Consider the following 16716-nt stretch of genomic DNA (forward strand, 5'->3'; position numbering starts at 1 on the left):
ATGATCAATGCCGTCGATCTGAGACAACGGGGGATTCAGGCGATACGGGAGGAACTGGCCGTGAATGAAGAGGGAATCATCAGCTACAAAGGCCGGCCCGCCTATGTGGTGATCCCCTATGAAAAATACGACCGGCTCCGCGCCCTGGAACTGGACGCGGCCTTCGAAGAGGTGATGCAAAATATTCAGAAAGGTCACTACGAGAAGCTTGACAGCGCCGAAGCGATCGATGCCCACATCGAAAGATTGAAGTCCTGATCCGATTGCCATGTACGAACTGATTCTCGACGAGAGCTACCGTAAAAAAGAGCGGAAATTCTTCAAAAAACATCCCGATCTGCTGGAACGATATCGCAAGATCCTCCATATCCTGCGCATCGACCCGACCCACCCCTCCCTGCGGCTTCATAAACTCCAGGGGACTTTGAGAGAGTATCACAGCGTTTCGATCACACTGAAATACCGTATCGTTCTGTATTTTGTGCTCAAAGATGGACAGATCATCCTCATCGATATCGGAGGACACGAGATTTATCACTAGAACTCTGTCATTCTAAACTCGATTCAGAATCCACGGTTTATTAAACGTTCCAAGCCCTGGATTCCGGATCAATCCCGGAATGACGGAGGTTCTTGGATGGGTCATGCAAATTTCAAATCATCTGCGTTTTTTCCAATACCCAGGTTCACGATTCAGATGCATCACGGCGACAATAACGATGGTTCCGTCTTTTAGAGTGTAAACGATACTGAAAGGAAACCGGTTCGTCAGGCAGCGGCGGGTCGTTTCCGTCATCCGTTGCCAGGCTTCGGGAAAGCCGATAATACGATGAATGGCGGCGTAAACCTCCTGCGCAAACTCCAGCCCGAGATTCTCTTGCCGCTCTTCATAATAATCAATCGCAGCGTTAAGTTCGGCTTCCACCTCGGGATGAAACTTGAAATTCATTTGACAAAGCGATGACGGATCTTACGAAAAACTTCTTCACCCTCGATCAGTTCGACCTCTTCGGATTCAATCTCGACCATACGTCTATCGACCTCTTTTTTCCAAAGATCTTCGATACTTTCTTTTGAAGGATTCAGGCTGATCAAAAGCTTCTCGATCAATTTTGTTTTCAGATCTGTCGGTAGCGATTCGACGTCTGCTAGGAGTTCTTCGGCATTATAGACGTGCATCCTATCCTCCTTTTTGATCAATCATATCATTTTTCCACATTCTCATCCAAAATCCAACATCCCGTTTCCGCTCACAGGCGGAAATGGTAAACCCACTCCAAATTCCCCTCTTTGCCCGTCACGGTGCTGGGGACTTTGCGGAGCAGCTCCCAGCCCAGCGCCGCCGTCTCTCCCTCGAAGCGCTCCATGGCCGCCACGATCGCCCTCTCGTCGGTGACCACCCCGCGACGATCCCGTTTGGCTTCCCGGCCCACTTCGAACTGGGGTTTGAAGAGCAGGATCACTTCGGCTCCCTCCTCCGCCAGCCGGGCGAAGGAGGGGAGGATGTGCGAGAGGCTGATGAAACTTACGTCCGAGACGATGATTAAATAGCGGCTTTCGGGCTTGAAATCGCGGATGTCGGTGGATTCATAGACGCGGACTCTGGGATCCTCCCGTAATGAAAGATGCAGCTGATCCCGCCCCACATCCACCGCATCCACCCGCGCCGCGCCCTGATGTAGCAGGACCTGGGAGAAGCCCCCGGTGGAGCTGCCGATGTCGAGGCAGGTCTTGCCGGTGATCGCGACGGGATGTTCCCGCAAATAGCCCGCCAGCTTCCCTGCGGCCCGGGAGACCCAATCCTCCCCCTCCGCGACGGCGACTTCATCCTCCGGTCCCACTTTATGCGAGGGCTTGGAAACCTGCCGCCCTCCGATGCTGACCCTCCCGGCACGGATCGCCTCGGCGGCTTTGTTGCGGCTCTCAAATTCGCCCCGATCCACCAGAAAAGCATCCAGACGCATCAACGATCCTCCGGGGAGCATAGAAATACATGAGCATAGCATCCATGGTAGGGTGGGCTCTTTTGAGCCCACCGTTTTATTGATTTAGACTTCGTGAAAGCGCTCCTGTCAACAAAATACGATACGCGACAGCATACCCGTTTTTTCCGGTGGGCCCACCCTACGCTTTTATACCGTACCACCAGAAAAGCATCCAGACGCATCAGCCAAAGACCCGGAAGTGATCGACGATTCGGTAAGATATGATAAGAAAACCCGCCGCGTCATCCCCTCACTCTCATTCTCCATCTTCCATCTTCAATCTTCCATCATCCCAACGAGGCCAATCCACTCTCGATCAACTTCTCGACAAAGGCTTCCAGATCCTTGTGCACCTGCTCCGCTTCGGCATCGTAGATCTCCAGCAGCGCCTCCTCGGTCTCCTGCAAGGTCTTGCCCTCCTGCAGCAGGCGCCAGATATCGCTGGCCACGGCATCGAGCCCGAAGTAGTTTTCGCTGTTCATATCCAGCAGCACCATCTCCCCATCCACCTCCTGGGCGAAAATGGCATCGGAGAAATTGACTTTCTTGGAAAAATCCATTTCTTTTTCCTTTTTTTTAATTGAATTATATCGGATATGATCACCGTCGATAGCATGGGAGATATCAAGAAAATAGTGTAAAATTCATTACAAAGATTCTCGTAACATCCGGTGGGCCCGCAGGGCGCCACCCTACGGAGGCGAAACGCCACGGGTGATCGGGTGTAAGGGTGGGCTCTTTGAGCCCACCGTTTAAACGACGTGAACGTTCCGAAACTGATTTTCGGACGATGAACGTTTCAATTGGTGGGCCCATAGGGCGCCACCCTACGGAGCTTCAACCGCAAATATCTAAAGGAAAGGGGTTTTCATGGTCGTTCACGGCGTCAAAGTCATTACCGATATCCCCTTCCCTCTGCGACTCCCCGAGGAGGGGGATTACTATGATAATGTCTATCTTGATAGCCGAATTCCTGATGACATTTCCAAATCGATCACCTGTGGTTCCGGCCTCTATCAAGCCCATGGAAGACGAGTTTTTTTATACTCGGATCGTCTTTTAAAAGGGTGTGAAACCGAACAGCCCTTTTGTTACGAAGTGGAAGATACTCTTCGTTTTTATTGGAGGCATGGAGAGAAGTCAATCCATTATCAACTGCTCCAAAAAGGCAATCCTGACCGTCTCGCCTTTTGGTTTATTCATCTGCTGTTGCCATTTTGGCTGACACTGGAAAACCGAGGAGATTTTCTTCATGGAGGAGCGGTAAAGATCAAGGGAAAGGGCATCCTCTTCCTGGCACCTTCGATGGGAGGCAAATCAACTCTGACAGATTATTTTTTACGCCAAGGACATATACTCCTCTCCGACGACAAAATTCCTATCGCTCATGACGAAAACCATGCCTACCTTTATGGAGCGCACCCTTATCATCGTCCCTATCGCCGTTTTGAAGAATTGGGCTATTTGGCGGAAAATTTCGCCGCGGAACGCGTGGCTATCCATCATGCCTATTTCCTTGAACGTTCCGATAAAGAAGAGATTCGTATCGATGAGATTAAGGGGTTTGAGAAGTTCCACACCCTGGAAACGCAATATCTGTTCCCTTTTTCCTGGATGAATCGCAGACGTTTGGAATGTCTTGGTGCACTATCAAAACAGATACGGCTTTTTCGCATTCGTCGTCCGTGGAACATGGAGCACATCCCAGAGGTTTATGATGAAATTTTGCAACAAGTAAAAGAGGTGAAGGATTAATATTCAATACTGATGAGGCGGAGGGTAGGCTCTATCAGACCCGCCAAATGAAAATATCAGAGAGCGTTTTAGCCTGCGATCATGTACTCTCCAAAACATATGGGTTCGGAGGAAATTCCGATTTATCCAAATAGGGGTTAAGCGCATACCAGTATTCGATATTGATCATGCGCCAATACATTTGAAATTCTCTGTTAGAAAATTTTTTTGCTTTGTAGGCCTGCTGGAATCGTCGGATCGTCTCTTTTTGCAATAGTTCCATCTCCACAAGTACCGGTTTTTCCCAAAGACGATCGTGATCTATGGTGGCCATCTGCTGCCATACACTAATGGAGAATTCTGCTTTTTTTCGGCGTTGTTGCAGTTCAGTAGGCAGTAAGTCTTTCATTACCTGCGCGTGCAGATAACGTGGATTTCCCTTTCCGTAGCGATATTGCGGCGGTATACTTAGCATAAATTCAATAAGTTCACGATCTTCAAATGGAGACACATGTTCAATACCCTCCTGTTCATAAAGTGCCCGGCCGAAACTACTATAACGGCTCATATGAAAACTGCTATTAGTTAACCAAAGCAGCATCTGTTTTTTATCTGCACAACAAAAAGTATGATCCGTATGCAATTCAGCAAATGTTGGTTTTGGAATCATCTCTTTTTCGAGCAATGTAGAATATCTAAGTGTCGAAACAAAAAGTGCTTTGCTATCTTCTATAGTTGGTTTCAAGTAGGATTTGAGTCTTTTTTTTGCTCCACTCAAACAAAATCGTAAAGGATGAGGAAGATAAGAAAGTTCTTTAGCAAAGCGTAGCGGATGCCCCATATGCAGCCAACTCCAAAGCCCATCTTTAGTGCCCAAAAATAGATGATCACCCATTTGCCCAGTCAAAATACGGCGAATACCATTCGCTTTGGCAATATCAAAAAAAGGACCCAACATTGAGAAAGTTATCCAAATAGGCCAGTGTGGATTTAGCTTATAGTTCCATCGCATATTGTACCGATCGGCATAATCGATCTTGTCGGCATCTATCCGATGAACTTTGTCGCTAGGCCATTTTCGAAGCACTGCATCCGCATAACGGCGTTCATCTGCATTAGAATCTTTAAATGCCAGGGTCAGTACATGAGGATCAGATCCTAGTTTACGAGCAAGCATATAAACAGTACTCGAATCATATCCCCCGCTTAATTCACAGGCAAGAATATCTTGATTTAACAATTTTTTTAACGATTTTTCTATATAAAACCTAACTCCATCAATTACTTCTTGATAGCTCATCGAATAATCAACATCAATATCAAAAGGGTTCCATACTTCTACAGGATTGCCATTTGTATTTAGCTCATAACCATATGGAAGGCGATAAACGCCTTCATAAAAAGTCATTTCGGGATCTAATGTAGAAAACCAAAGAAAATCTTTAAGTACAGAATAATTAAGTTTAACAGAAGAAACATCATCTATCAATGAAGAAAGCTTATGGGAGGCTTTCCCTCCCTCCAAATAATATTTTTGTTGCAAATACTTAAAACCTGATTTTCAAGAAGAAGCTTTCCAATCAGTGGCATCAAAGTTTTCACCCGTTGGAGAAGCCTTTGTACTTTTAACTGCTATTTTTACAACTACAGGACACTTCCAATTTTTTTTCATCTTATTAAAACCATCCTTTTTTTTCTTCGCTTACCTTTACACGCATAAAGGCTTGAGAAACAGAATTTTCCTCAATCCATACTGTATCAACTTTTTTGAAACATTTTGCATCCCAGGCGCCATCGGTATCAGGAAGCCCTTTTTCATTTTCTGCTGCACAACCATCTACAGTACTGTCATAGATATAAGGACCATCCAACGTTACTTTATAGGTTTTTTTGTTCCAAACCGGACCGGTGCTAAAGGTATCGGTCATCTCTTTGTTTTTAAGTGTTACAGCGTCAGAACATGCTCTGGTGTCAGTTCCTCCATCACTCACAAAATTAATATCTAGTCCATAAACAGGCCAGCGAGAGAAAAGATTATCATGTACATTTTGTGCATACTCCACATCATTAACTGTTTCTCCCTCCTTTACACTTTGTCTTGGACAGATAATCCCCATACTATCTCTTTGAAAGTTAATTGTTTCCCAGTAGTAGAGAGTGTTAGCAAAGGTATGGTCATAAACTTTATCACCATCTTTATCATATATCTTTACATTCCAAGAAACATCTGAGCTATAGGTCCCTACAGATGTATTTATTTTATTGCTAAACTGTAGGAAGTTATAAGGATAGAAGATTCCGTCGTCATCGACATTGACCCCTGTCGTAAATCCGGTGCTGCCAATACCCGCGGCACCGCCGAGGTTGTCACCTGCGCCGCCGGGGCTGACGAAGGGGTCGGCTTCGGGGTGTCCCCAGGTCCAGGCGGGGTAGGCGTCGGGCATGTCGGCGAAGCGCTTACCGTCGTTATTGAGATCCCCATAGGCTACCGGCGCGGAGAAGGGTCCTTCTCGATACCAGAAACCGTCCTGTGTCTCATCGTCTTGACCCGGCTTCATGTTGGGAGAGTCGGCATGGGCAGAATCTTTGGCGAAACCGCCATGGACTACGGAGGTGAAGTCAAATTGATCGTTGGCACATCCGGAGACATCCTGGTTGATCCCTACGGCAGCGCTGCCGGTGACCATGGGGGTGTTGCCATAGACGCAGATATGGAAGCCATCTTCTCCGGCTCCCCAGTCGAAACCGCCGTTAACCGATCCGACAGAACCGTTTCCGTTACCGCTGAACCCGAAAGCATTTGCGCTTCCCGCAGTCATAAACATAGCCGCCGCGATGCTCAGTACAACCTTTTGCTTCATAATCATTACTCCTGATGATTGATCATAGTGACATTATGAGGCAACCCGGCTGTCTACTTGAGATCCGTGGCTTTCCGTCCCCGCCTCACGACGGGTTTGGCTTTTCTGAATAATACAAGGGGCGCTTTATCGCTCCCTTTTGAGTCCTCCTCTTGGACCACCGCAAGCGGTCATTTCACCGCACTACTCTTCTCATAACTCTATGCACGGCGTTAGTATAGCGCAGGGATCTCTTAAAAAAACATTAAATCTAGGAAAAAATCTGCCAATACAGATAGTTTATAAATCTATCCCATCGAAGAGACCCATGTTTGATTCGGTGGGCCCGCAGGGCGCCACCCTACGGAGGCGAAACGCCACGGGTGACCAGGCGTAGCCCACCTTCTCTCAGCTCCAACCGCCAGCGAATCGCAAATGAGTGTTCTAAAAAAATCTCCGTCAGAAATGGATGTGCCTGCTCTGCTGCATCTCTTCGATCTCGGCGGGCAGAGGGTCGACATGTACTTGATACGCCGGAGAGGTCGCAAGGGTCTTCCCCTCGGCGATCAGTTTGGCCGTGACGGTGTAATCCCCGGCCTGATCGCACTCGAAACTGTTCCCCTCCAGCTCACTGCCGTCACGATAGTAGCGTACCTTTCCCCCGCGGGGAGCTCCCCCGGAGAACTCTGCCCGAAGCGTCAGTTTCATCCCCTCCATACAGTGCCTGTTTTTCAACCCGCCGAGGTATTTGACACGGGGGGGGACCGCTCTATGTGCGGTGTGTTTCATCGGCTGTGCAGCCCCTGACTCCTCCGCTGAAATATGAACCGGCGTCGCCGTGTCAGTTTCGGTGACGGCGGGGGGCGGAGGGGGCGGCAGCGTCTCGACCTTGCTATCCGAGGTGAGCACATAGAGAGCTTCCCCGCCCACGATCAACACCAATACAAGAAAAATCCATTTCCACATCGTTCAGCTCCGGGGTGAAATTCTCATCATTTTAACATATAAAAATATCGCGGTAATGAAACTTCGGATGTCTGAAAATGCAGAAATTTCCATTAGGGATATTTGAATCTTGGGACGGTGGGCTCGAAGAGCCCACCCTACATCTACATCGAATCGGCGATAAACGTTTTGCATTTGTAGGGTGGCGCCCTGTGGGCCCACCGGATGAAAGGTTTGGATGTCCGGGAACAAACGAATCACTGATATGAAATATTCGTATCGTTTAAACGGTGGGCTCGAAGAGCCCACCCTACAACGTTTCCAGGTGGCGGCGGACGGCTTCGTAAACCTCATCGAGGCGTTTCAGATCCCAGGGGACGGTGAGCTGAAAGACCGGCACGACCTTGGCCATCTCCAGGGCAAACGCGTAGCGGCGATGTTTCAAAAAAGCGAAACGGACAAACTGGCTCTGATGGAGGATGTTGAACCTCTCCACACCTCGCACCGGGGTGACGGTCACTGCCGCGTCGGGAGCGGCAGGAATGAGCTCGAAGATCGCCCGGACGGGAGCGGGTTGTCGGGCGAAGTTGCCAAAAGGTTCACCCAAAGTCTCTGGCCGGCGATAGGGGCGATGGTAGGGAAAGGAGGGATAGGCCAGATAGTCGTCCCCTACCCTCTTGATCGGCAGAGTATCGTCGGAGTAGAGCGCGTGTCCTTTTTGCAAAAAGTGATCGGTCAGGGTCGATTTGCCCCCGAAGCTGGCGGCGGAGAAGAGCACCGGCGCGCCGTCGATCTCCACCGCGCCCACATGCATCGGCATATACTCCCCTTCCAAGGCCAACGTGATAGGGAAAAAGGTGTGCCAGATCCAAAATCTCAGCAGTTCCGGGGTAAAGCGGGGACCTTTGCCATAGGAGATATTGCGATGCTCGGCGTCCCAGACCAGGCTCAGCACCTCCTGTACCTCCAACCCCCAATCCCCTCTGCCCCGCGACGTGCCAAAGTCCCCATCACTCAGATAATAACACAGACGCCCCGACATACTGCGAAGCCCGTTGCGCCGCTCGAAGCCGGCGTGCCACTCTAACTCGCGGACGATGACAGCCTGCGATTCATCCTCTACCCGCGCGAAGCCGAAGGCTTCATACTCCTCTTGAAGCCCGGGCAAGTCGGTGAAAAAGAAGTGGTGGGCATGGATCATCGTCTCTCCTACGGAGTGAAATGGTGTGATGCGGTGGGCCCGTAGGGCGCCACCCTACGGGAGTGAAACGTCAAGGGTGATCTAGATGTAGGGTGGGCTCTTTGAGCCCACCGAACAAGCGCTTCGAATCTCTTATGACGATGATTGACCGTTCCCGGACATCCGAACCTTTCATCCGGTGGGCCCATAGGGCGCCACCCTACGGTTCAGCAGCCGAAACCGTGATAACGATACCAAAATTCAACGTTGATGGCCGTCCAGGTGTAGGGTGGGCTCTTTGAGCCCACCGTCCAAAGTTCCAAATGTCCGTCACGGTAATTTTAGCGTTCCCGGACATCCGAAGTGCCATCCGGTGGGCCCGCAGGGCGCCACCCTACGGGGGTGAAACGTCAAGGGTGATCTAGTGTAGAGTGGGCAATCCCTTGCCCCTTGAATAAGCGGTGTGAATGTCTTGTGACGGTGATTCGTTCGTTTTCGGAGATCCCAAGTTTCCTTCGGTGGGTCCTACGGATCTATTGTCCCCACGCTCCACCCTGGGGATCCGATGGAGAACCGCCGAAATCTTTGGTGTGTTTCCGCACATCGGCTATCGTTTTCAATTTTGGAGGATGATAGATCTTTTTTTTACTTTCTACTCTCTTTTTCATCGAATAACCTTTATGACTTTTGATATTGTCCTCCGGTTTATATCGGAGGTTCACCGAAACTATCACTGTTCTTTTTAGACTCGGGAGCTATCCATACTACATCGGCACCGCCGATAAGCCGGTCTCTGGAGACAGTGGAAGGACGCTTTGCTTCCGCTTCGTCTCCCGCTACCTCTATGGCAGAGTAAGGCGTCTCCTCCAAGCGCGGAGCGTGACCGGCTGAGAGCCGTGCCGCTTTTTTCGTGTCGGAATGATTGCCGCATTTTTCTCCGCGTGGGAAATCGGCCGATTGGCTCTTGCGATCTTCCGCTTCGACACTCGAAGGCGGGTGACGGTGTGCGATATCGACACCGACAGCAGCCGAGGGGGATGGGCGTTCTCTTCCGCTATCCCAGAGTGCCAGTCCCAGCACCCACACCAGCATCACTCCAACAAAAACCAACGTTTTCATCGTCATGACTGCCCTATCGCTTCCAGGGCAAGAGAACCGGTTCGAAACTGAGAATGCCTACCGAACCTCTGATCAGCCGGAAGGTCCGAATATGTTTCCCTTCCATTGAGAAATCGATCTCTTTGAGCTCGTCAAGACGATAGGTCCGGTTCTCGTCCACATCCACCAGGGTAAACTGCGCTTTTATCCTGGGATCCGTCCCGCTCACTCTGTAGTGCAACCCGTCATTTTCTCTGACCGATTTGATCACTTTGGCATCATCGATCTCAACACGAAAGCGGGCATTGGAGAGGTCGACACCTCTTTGGTTTTTGATCTGAAAAGTCCACATCGAACTTCTAAATCGTCTACGCTTTTTGTACTGACGATAATCGCTCCAGTAATCGCCGCTATATTTTTCTCCCCAGTGATAATGGGGAAAGACCACTTGAAAGATAGCCGGCCCGTAGGCAGGGATGTCGTGACGGTCTTTGCCGTTGCAGCTTCCTTTGAGCTCGCCGAAGACTCCGGCATCGTCATGTTTGTACACCGTTCCGTTCTCTGCCGTCGCATAGGCTTTGATGCGCATATACCATCCGGCATCTTCGATCTTGTTGCTTCGGTGTCGTTTGACCGGTAGCGGGACAAATTTGCCCGGTGTGATCGTTCCGCTACCAAAAGGATACGCCTGGAGACCCGTTCCCGCCGCTGACAAAAAAACAACGCCGGCCAAAAGGATTTTTGAGATTGATCGTTTGGTTTTCATCTTGTCCCCCTATTTGTCATTGCCATATGTCAGCGGGAAGGCAAAAGCATTTTGTGCCGTATCACCGTTGCCGTCCAGAATCTTCACAAAAAAGCCTTCCATCGGCTGAATAGCCCCGCCGAAACCTGGGGTAGACGGGTCGATCGCTTTGTACCCGCCGCCATTTTCCACCGATTGATCCGTGGTGTCTGCACTGTCATGCACATAGACAACCGCATTGATATAACTGTCATTATCGCTATTGCCCATAGGGTGGAAGCTCCCGTTCCCCGGATCGTGGGCAAAATAGAGATGAGAAAGATGGAAGCTGAAGGGGAAAGGGTTCCCGGCCATAAACTTCTTCGATTCTCCACCGCCACGCATATCGTTGTCGGGTAGATAGGAATAGTTATGCACTTTGCTAAAGAAATCGTTGTTGATTCCGATGGAGGAGTCGTTGGCATCCGTCGTGGGTGTGGGGGCCAGCCCATCCAGATCCCGGGGAATCGTTACATTATGGTCATCATCGGTGATGATCCAATAACTCACCCCCTGCTTGACGGTAGAGTCGGCTGTCAGTTTTGTCTTGGGGGTGTTTTTGGGCCGACTGCCTCCTACTTCGTAATCGACAGAAGTGACCTGGTCACTATCGCTGCCGGTGGAAGCACTTTGGGCATACATCACCCAATGACCGCCTTGGCTGGGCTCTCCATAGTCCCCAAGGTCGTTTCGGAAGAGTTCTTGGATCGTATTGTCACCGGTTTGACACGGCATACTGATCATCCGCCAATGATAAGCCGTCAGTTTGATGAGCCCTTTGCCGCAGAGGAATTCACGGTAGGCTACCTCCGAGGTGTCTCCCGTTTCATTGAGCAAATCACTCGTGGGATCGTTCACATTACCGTTGACGTCGGTATAACCGTCGCTTCCCGCCCAGTCGACGAGGCCGTTGCCCTGGAAGGTCCCGGTGGCCGTTTTGCCGTCGGCGCTACAGGTTTTGCTGCTGTTGCTCTGTCCTTCTTCGCAGTCGCCGTAGCCGTCGTTATCGCTATCGGTGTCTACAAAGTCCGCATAACCGTCTCCATCTTTGTCAGGAGGGATCAAGCCCATACTGCCGGGAGCACCATCGGAGCCGTCGGTCGGAACGTAGGCATCGTAAGCATCGTCCAAGCCGTCTCCGTCGGCATCGGTACCGCTGGGGGCCGTGTAGTTGCCGGTGCTCTGGGCTTCGACATTATCGGGAATCCCGTCGTTGTCGCTATCGAGGTCCAGGTAGTCCGGAATACCGTCACCATCGGTATCGACCGCGTACTGGTTGGCATCCCGGCAACTGGCACCGTCGTTTTTGTTGGTTACTTCAGAGTGGTAGGCAAACGTTGCTGTAGGGGTGCCGGAGACAAAGTTATTGATCTCATAAATATACCCGTTGTTGTTGGAGACATACAGATGGTACGCCCCGTCTTTTTTAGAAATGAACGCAGCCCCCCATCCTAATGCCAAATCTTGACCGTCAGGGGTGGTGACTGTCAGCGCTGTCTTGCTTGCACTTCCACTGTTTAAATCAAGACGATAGAAGTCCGTATTGTTTGAATCGCCGGAAGTCGTATCATTCGTATGCATACCGTACGCAATCAAGTGACTGTTGCTGTCTGGCAATATGGCAAAGTCGGCCCATTTTGTTGCAGGACTGTACCCGCTCTGTACCGTACTTACACTATCATTCGCTTTATCCCATGCATCCACTTCTGTCGTTGAAACACGTCCGTAGAGTTTGCCGTTGTAAAAGTCTGCCGCATAGGTATCAAGCTGCGATGAGCCGTACTTTTTCACTTTTCCGCTATAGCGGTTGATCTCTATAATATCACCTGTAGAAACGGAGGTGCCGTCATCATCCGTTCCATCGTCACGTGCGACAGCGTAAAGGTTTCCGGTCGTTGCATCATACCCCATACCGTTATAGACGATATCGCTGTGTGTCGCACCAATGGGAATGTATCCACCATTTTCAGGGTCAAGGATGTTAAGCTGACCGCCAATGACATGGAAGAAGCCGTACGCACACGTTCCGCCCCCCTGGATCTCTACCGAGTCAAGGATGCCGTCGCCGTCATCATCAATGTCTTGGAAATCGGGCACCCCGTCGCCGTCGGTGTCTTTGGGCTCGAAGTTGAAGTTGTCGAACCAGGTGGCCTGTTGAGTCGGGTTATCACCATTTCTAATCCCGTCTCCACTGGTGTAGGTGTAGCTAAATTCAGTGACATAGGTACTGTTGAGATCCACCTGCAACGTCGCCTCGGCATCTTCGGGGGAGTAGTTTTTGTTGTTGTCTTTGGCTTCGTAGGCCCCATAGCCGTCGTCTTGAATGTTGCTGCCGAGTTGAGCGTTGTTGGGGTAGATGGTATTGCCGTCCGTATCTTTCGCCGTAATGATGATTTTGTCATCGAAAAGATTGCTTCCATCGTTCATAGCATCAATATCTCTCCAGATCAGCGAAGAGAGTTTCACCGGTACTGAAAATTTGAACGTGGTGGTGACGCTTTGGGTAGAGCTATTAAAATCCAGATCCTCTTCCAAATGGTCATGGCCTAGACCACTACTCCAGAAAGAACTATCGTCATCGAGTTTAGGCGTGTTGTCTTGGTAAGGGGCGTTAGAAGGCGTTACCGTTACCGTCACATCGATACCTGAGCCATCTACATCGGTGAAACTGCCGCTTGTATCGCCATCGTTCCACCCCGTCGAGCTCCAGTCGAAAGTTGCAGCGGCTGCCTGCCCTCCGCTCCAGAGTATTCCGGCGAGCAAAAGCCCTTTCCCTATGCTCCGATATCCTGGTCTCATCTCTTTCCTTTCTGCGCTTCTTTCATTGTTTTTCAAACCTTTCATCGGCTCTTTCCAGCGTTCAGTACCTTTTATAATTATATCATTTTGCAGAATAACAGGTATAGCCTTCGTAGGGTGGCGCCCTGTGGGGCCACCGAATCAAACGTTCGATGGCCGAATACGAATCAATCGCCGTTACGAGATGTTCGCTTCGTTTAAACGATGGGCTCGAAGAGCCCACCCTACACCGGGTCAGGCATGACGTTCCGCCTCCGTAGGGTGGCGCCCTGTGGGCCCACCGAATCAAACGTTCGATCTCCGAAAACGCCAAAACCTGCCGTCAAAGCATCCAAACCCTGGCTACTACGGCTACGGCGGCTGTGGGCCCACCAGATCAAACGTTCGATGGCCGAATACGAATCAATCGCCGTTACCAGATGTTCGCGTCGTTTAAACGGTGGGCTCGAAGAGCCCACCCTACACCGGGTCAGGCATGACGTTCCGCCTTCGTAGGGTGGTGCCCTCTGGGCCCACCGAATCAAACGTTCGATCTCCGAAAACGTCAAAACCTGCCGTCAAAGCATGCAAACCTTGGCTACGGTGGGCTCATAGAGCCCACCCTACACTTCTACGGCCTATGACTATATCCGTGACTTTTCGGCAGGCCAGCGAAAGAGTGAAAGTACCGCAAACTTCTCATGTCCGGCCGCACCGGTCAAGATGTTTTTGCCACATTGCGACCAGGCATGAGCCTGCATCGTCTCCTCCGCGTTTTGGTCTTGGAATGCTCCGAGGTAAAAGCCCCCCGGGATTCCACGCCGCTGCAGCATTTTCCATGCCGTGAGTGCTTTGGCGAGGCAGGCGCTCTCCCAGGGGGTGTGGGCGGCGGCGGTTTCGATCATGGCGCCGATTTTCCGCGCCGTGGCCAACTGCTCCTCCGACACGGCCGGGGCTTGGGCCGATGCGGGGCACTGCTCCAATGTCTTCGTTATCTGCTTGAAAGGCCGGGTCAAAATGACGCCCCGCATGACCCCCAGGGTGAAATAGGCTTCGAGAAAATAACCTTTTTCTTCAGCGGAGAGGGCCAGAAATCTCTTTAACCGATAGGAAAAAGAGTCTCTTTTATTGCGCTTTATCACCTTAGAATCCCTCATAGTCTGACTTCCTACTTTCCCATCGTCATTCTATCCGAACCACGCCTTGTTTTTCCAATTGAGCTCTCTGAAAAACCTAAGGGTTACGTTTGTGTCATCCTGAACTTGATTCAGGATCCACGGTTTAATGGGCATTCAAAGTCCTGGATTCCGGGTCAAGCCCGGAATGACGGTTGTTTTTCAGAACACTCAGTTTCTACGGTGGGCCCGCAGGGCACCACCCTACTTCACCCGATCTTCGATTTTCAATGCCAGCGGCTCGATCGTCACCCGCTCTTCCACGATCCGTTCCACCGCCCTCTCGTCGATGGCCCCGGTCGAAAAGAGCCGTAAAATCCCCGCTTCCTCTTCCGACACGTCTCCCAGCAGCGTCGCCAGACGCCGGGCGATCGCCTCTCCCGTCTCGATGAGTATCACCGGCACCTCCATCACCTGGCGGATCGCTTCGGCAGCCAGAGGATAGTGGGTGCAGCCCAGGACGATCGTATCGACCCCGGCGCTTCGCATGGGGGCCAGCCACTCCTCCAGCATCACCCGGGTTTCGGGCGCGTCGATCGCTCCCGCTTCGATCTGTTCGACCAGCCCGGGACAGGCCCGTTCGAAGAGCTCCACCTCCCGCACTCCGCAGAGCCGATCCACCAGCGCCTGATACTTCTCTCCCGCCAGGGTGGCCGGGGTGGCCATCACACCGATCTTTCCTGTCCGGGTAGCGCCCAAAGCCGGTTTGATCCCCGGCTCGGTCCCTACGATGGGAAGGTCGCCATAGCGTTCCCGCAGTGTGGCAATCGCCGCCGAAGTGGCGGTGTTGCAGGCCACGACCAGCGCATCGGCCCCCTGCTCCTCGACGAAAAAGCGGGCGATCGCCAGGGAATAGCGGCGGATCTCCTCGTGGGACTTCTCCCCGTAGGGGGCATGGGCCGTATCGGCCAGATAGAGGATCTCGGCTCCGGGCAGCCGCTCCCGGATGGAGCGGACGACGGTGAGTCCGCCCAGACCGGAATCGAAAACGCAGATGCGTTTTCGGATGGAGGATTGAGAATGGAGAATGGAGAATGTTTCTACTGGCATTTTGTTTTGCTGGTTTTGATGATGCTGACAAGCAGCCTGAGAAGTACTTCCAACTCTTCGTTGAGCGAGACGAAAGCTTTGCCGCTTTTGTCAAGGTACCCTGACTCGGCCAGAAGAGAGAGCCAGTATCGGGTTTCCCGTGCCTCTTTGAGAGCGATCGACATTTTGTGGAGAAAATCCTTCTCGCTTTGGGCATCCTGGGCTTCGACGACATTGGCACCAATGGAGGTACCGGCACGAAGGATCTGATCGCTCAGAGAAAAGATACGATGATGTTCGTTCAGATGACGATGGAGTTTGACAATGCGAACAGCAAAAGCGAAGGAGCGATCCAAAACAATGTTTTGGCCCTCCCCTTTCAATTCTCCATCCTCCATTCTCAATTCTCAATCCGTAGTTTCGGGTGCATTGCACCCGAAACTACGCTCCTTCATTCATGATGCTGAGGAACTCCTCGTTGCTTTTGGTCTTGAGCATTTTGGAGAAGAGGAATTTGAGGCCCTCGACCTCTTCCATGTTCTGCATGGCGTTGCGGATCGCCCAGACTTTCTGGAGGGTTTCGGGGTCGGTGAGGAGTTCCTCTTTGCGGGTACCGGATTTGGTGACGTCGATGGCGGGGTAGATGCGGCGGTCGGCGACGTGGCGGCTGAGGACCACTTCGGCGTTTCCGGTTCCTTTGAACTCTTCGAAGATCACCTCATCCATCCGGCTACCGGTCTCGATGAGGGCCGTGGCGACGATGGTGAGGGAGCCGCCGTTTTCGATGTTGCGTGCGGCACCGAAAAAGCGCTTGGGCTTGTGCAGGGCGTTGGCGTCGACCCCGCCGGAGAGAACTTTGCCGGAGCTGGGGGTGACGGTGTTGTAGGCCCTCGCCAGACGGGTGATGGAGTCGAGGAGAATGATGACGTCCTGCCCCAGCTCCACCCGGCGCTTGGCCCGCTCGATGACCATCTCGGCGGTACGGACGTGGTTTTGTGCCGGCAGGTCGAAGGTGGAAGCGTAGACTTCGCCCTTGACGCTGCGCTGCATATCGGTGACCTCCTCGGGGCGTTCATCAACGAGCAGGACCATCAAAGCGGCGTCGGGGTTGTTGTGGCTGATGCCATGGGCGACCTCTTTGAGCAGTTCGGTCTTTCCGGTCCGCGGC

18 protein-coding genes and 1 riboswitch are annotated in these 16716 nt (G+C 51.6%); of the genes, 3 read left to right on the forward strand and 15 right to left on the reverse strand.

Translation table 11 applies throughout. The features are described 5' to 3' along the window. Both F8I07_RS04890 and F8I07_RS04895 read left to right on the forward strand, forming a co-directional pair. Nucleotides 1-258, forward strand: a 258-nt coding sequence (locus F8I07_RS04890) for a type II toxin-antitoxin system prevent-host-death family antitoxin (RefSeq protein ID WP_292656483.1), incomplete at its 5' end; no start/stop codon positions are given. Between the two features lie 10 nt (nucleotides 259-268). Then, entirely contained in the window at nucleotides 269-541 is a 273-nt protein-coding gene (locus tag F8I07_RS04895; protein WP_292656485.1) for a plasmid stabilization protein, read from the forward strand. A 117-nt stretch (nucleotides 542-658) separates the two neighbouring features. Here F8I07_RS04895 and F8I07_RS04900 read toward each other — a convergent pair whose 3' ends face one another. The 4 genes from F8I07_RS04900 to F8I07_RS04915 form a co-directional block, all read right to left on the reverse strand. Continuing rightward, nucleotides 659-949, reverse strand: a complete 291-nt coding sequence (locus tag F8I07_RS04900; protein ID WP_292656489.1) for a type II toxin-antitoxin system RelE/ParE family toxin — start codon at nucleotides 947-949, stop codon at nucleotides 659-661. Next, entirely contained in the window at nucleotides 946-1179 is a 234-nt protein-coding gene (locus F8I07_RS04905) for an addiction module protein (protein ID WP_292656491.1), read from the reverse strand. The genes F8I07_RS04900 and F8I07_RS04905 overlap by 4 nt, the downstream gene beginning before the upstream one ends. 71 nt (nucleotides 1180-1250) lie before the next feature. Continuing rightward, complete coding sequence (locus tag F8I07_RS04910) at nucleotides 1251-1964, reverse strand: TlyA family RNA methyltransferase (protein WP_292656494.1); 714 nt, start codon at nucleotides 1962-1964, stop codon at nucleotides 1251-1253. A gap of 308 nt (nucleotides 1965-2272) precedes the next feature. Continuing rightward, nucleotides 2273-2545, reverse strand: a complete 273-nt coding sequence (locus F8I07_RS04915; protein ID WP_292656497.1) for a PqqD family protein — start codon at nucleotides 2543-2545, stop codon at nucleotides 2273-2275. Nucleotides 2546-2855: 310 nt separating this feature from the next. Between F8I07_RS04915 and F8I07_RS04920 the strand changes: the two genes are divergently transcribed. Further along, entirely contained in the window at nucleotides 2856-3740 is an 885-nt protein-coding gene (locus F8I07_RS04920) for a hypothetical protein (RefSeq protein WP_292656500.1), read from the forward strand. Between the two features lie 79 nt (nucleotides 3741-3819). Here the strand turns inward: F8I07_RS04920 and F8I07_RS04925 are convergent, their stop codons facing one another. From F8I07_RS04925 to rho, 11 genes are all read right to left on the reverse strand, one after another. Next, complete coding sequence (locus F8I07_RS04925; protein WP_292656504.1) at nucleotides 3820-5262, reverse strand: asparagine synthase C-terminal domain-containing protein; 1443 nt, start codon at nucleotides 5260-5262, stop codon at nucleotides 3820-3822. Nucleotides 5263-5395: 133 nt separating this feature from the next. Next, nucleotides 5396-6580, reverse strand: coding sequence for a hypothetical protein (locus tag F8I07_RS04930; RefSeq protein WP_292656507.1), 1185 nt, complete (start codon nucleotides 6578-6580; stop codon nucleotides 5396-5398). Between the two features lie 36 nt (nucleotides 6581-6616). Beyond that, nucleotides 6617-6691: riboswitch (cyclic di-GMP riboswitch) on the reverse strand. 327 nt (nucleotides 6692-7018) lie between these two features. Continuing rightward, nucleotides 7019-7525 (reverse strand): hypothetical protein, encoded by a 507-nt coding sequence (locus F8I07_RS04935; RefSeq protein WP_292656509.1) that lies wholly within the window; start codon nucleotides 7523-7525, stop codon nucleotides 7019-7021. Nucleotides 7526-7814: 289 nt separating this feature from the next. Next, a complete protein-coding gene (locus F8I07_RS04940) occupies nucleotides 7815-8705 on the reverse strand; it encodes a hypothetical protein (protein WP_292656511.1) in 891 nt (296 codons plus the stop codon). A 684-nt stretch (nucleotides 8706-9389) separates the two neighbouring features. Next, nucleotides 9390-9803 carry a hypothetical protein gene (locus tag F8I07_RS04945; protein WP_292656514.1) on the reverse strand — a complete coding sequence of 138 codons (414 nt, stop codon included), beginning with the start codon at nucleotides 9801-9803 and terminating at the stop codon, nucleotides 9390-9392. Between the two features lie 13 nt (nucleotides 9804-9816). Then, nucleotides 9817-10548: a hypothetical protein gene (locus F8I07_RS04950; protein WP_292656517.1), complete on the reverse strand. Its 732-nt coding sequence runs from the start codon at nucleotides 10546-10548 to the stop codon at nucleotides 9817-9819. Nucleotides 10549-10557: 9 nt separating this feature from the next. After that, nucleotides 10558-13410 carry a proprotein convertase p gene (locus F8I07_RS04955; protein ID WP_292656519.1) on the reverse strand — a complete coding sequence of 951 codons (2853 nt, stop codon included), beginning with the start codon at nucleotides 13408-13410 and terminating at the stop codon, nucleotides 10558-10560. A gap of 578 nt (nucleotides 13411-13988) precedes the next feature. After that, entirely contained in the window at nucleotides 13989-14486 is a 498-nt protein-coding gene (locus F8I07_RS04960; RefSeq protein WP_292656521.1) for a lasso peptide biosynthesis B2 protein, read from the reverse strand. A 237-nt stretch (nucleotides 14487-14723) separates the two neighbouring features. Next, nucleotides 14724-15569, reverse strand: a complete 846-nt coding sequence (gene murI, locus F8I07_RS04965) for a glutamate racemase (protein ID WP_292656523.1) — start codon at nucleotides 15567-15569, stop codon at nucleotides 14724-14726. Then, on the reverse strand, nucleotides 15560-15946 hold the full coding sequence (locus tag F8I07_RS04970) for a four helix bundle protein (RefSeq protein WP_292656530.1): 387 nt from the start codon (nucleotides 15944-15946) through the stop codon (nucleotides 15560-15562). Before F8I07_RS04970 ends, murI begins: the two co-directional genes overlap by 10 nt. 43 nt (nucleotides 15947-15989) lie before the next feature. Continuing rightward, nucleotides 15990-16716 (reverse strand): transcription termination factor Rho (rho, locus tag F8I07_RS04975; RefSeq protein ID WP_292656527.1); only part of this gene is annotated, 727 nt, incomplete at its 5' end.

It is taken from the genome of Nitratifractor sp. (assembly GCF_015487065.1).
In the GTDB taxonomy this organism is placed as follows: domain Bacteria; phylum Campylobacterota; class Campylobacteria; order Campylobacterales; family Sulfurovaceae; genus Nitratifractor.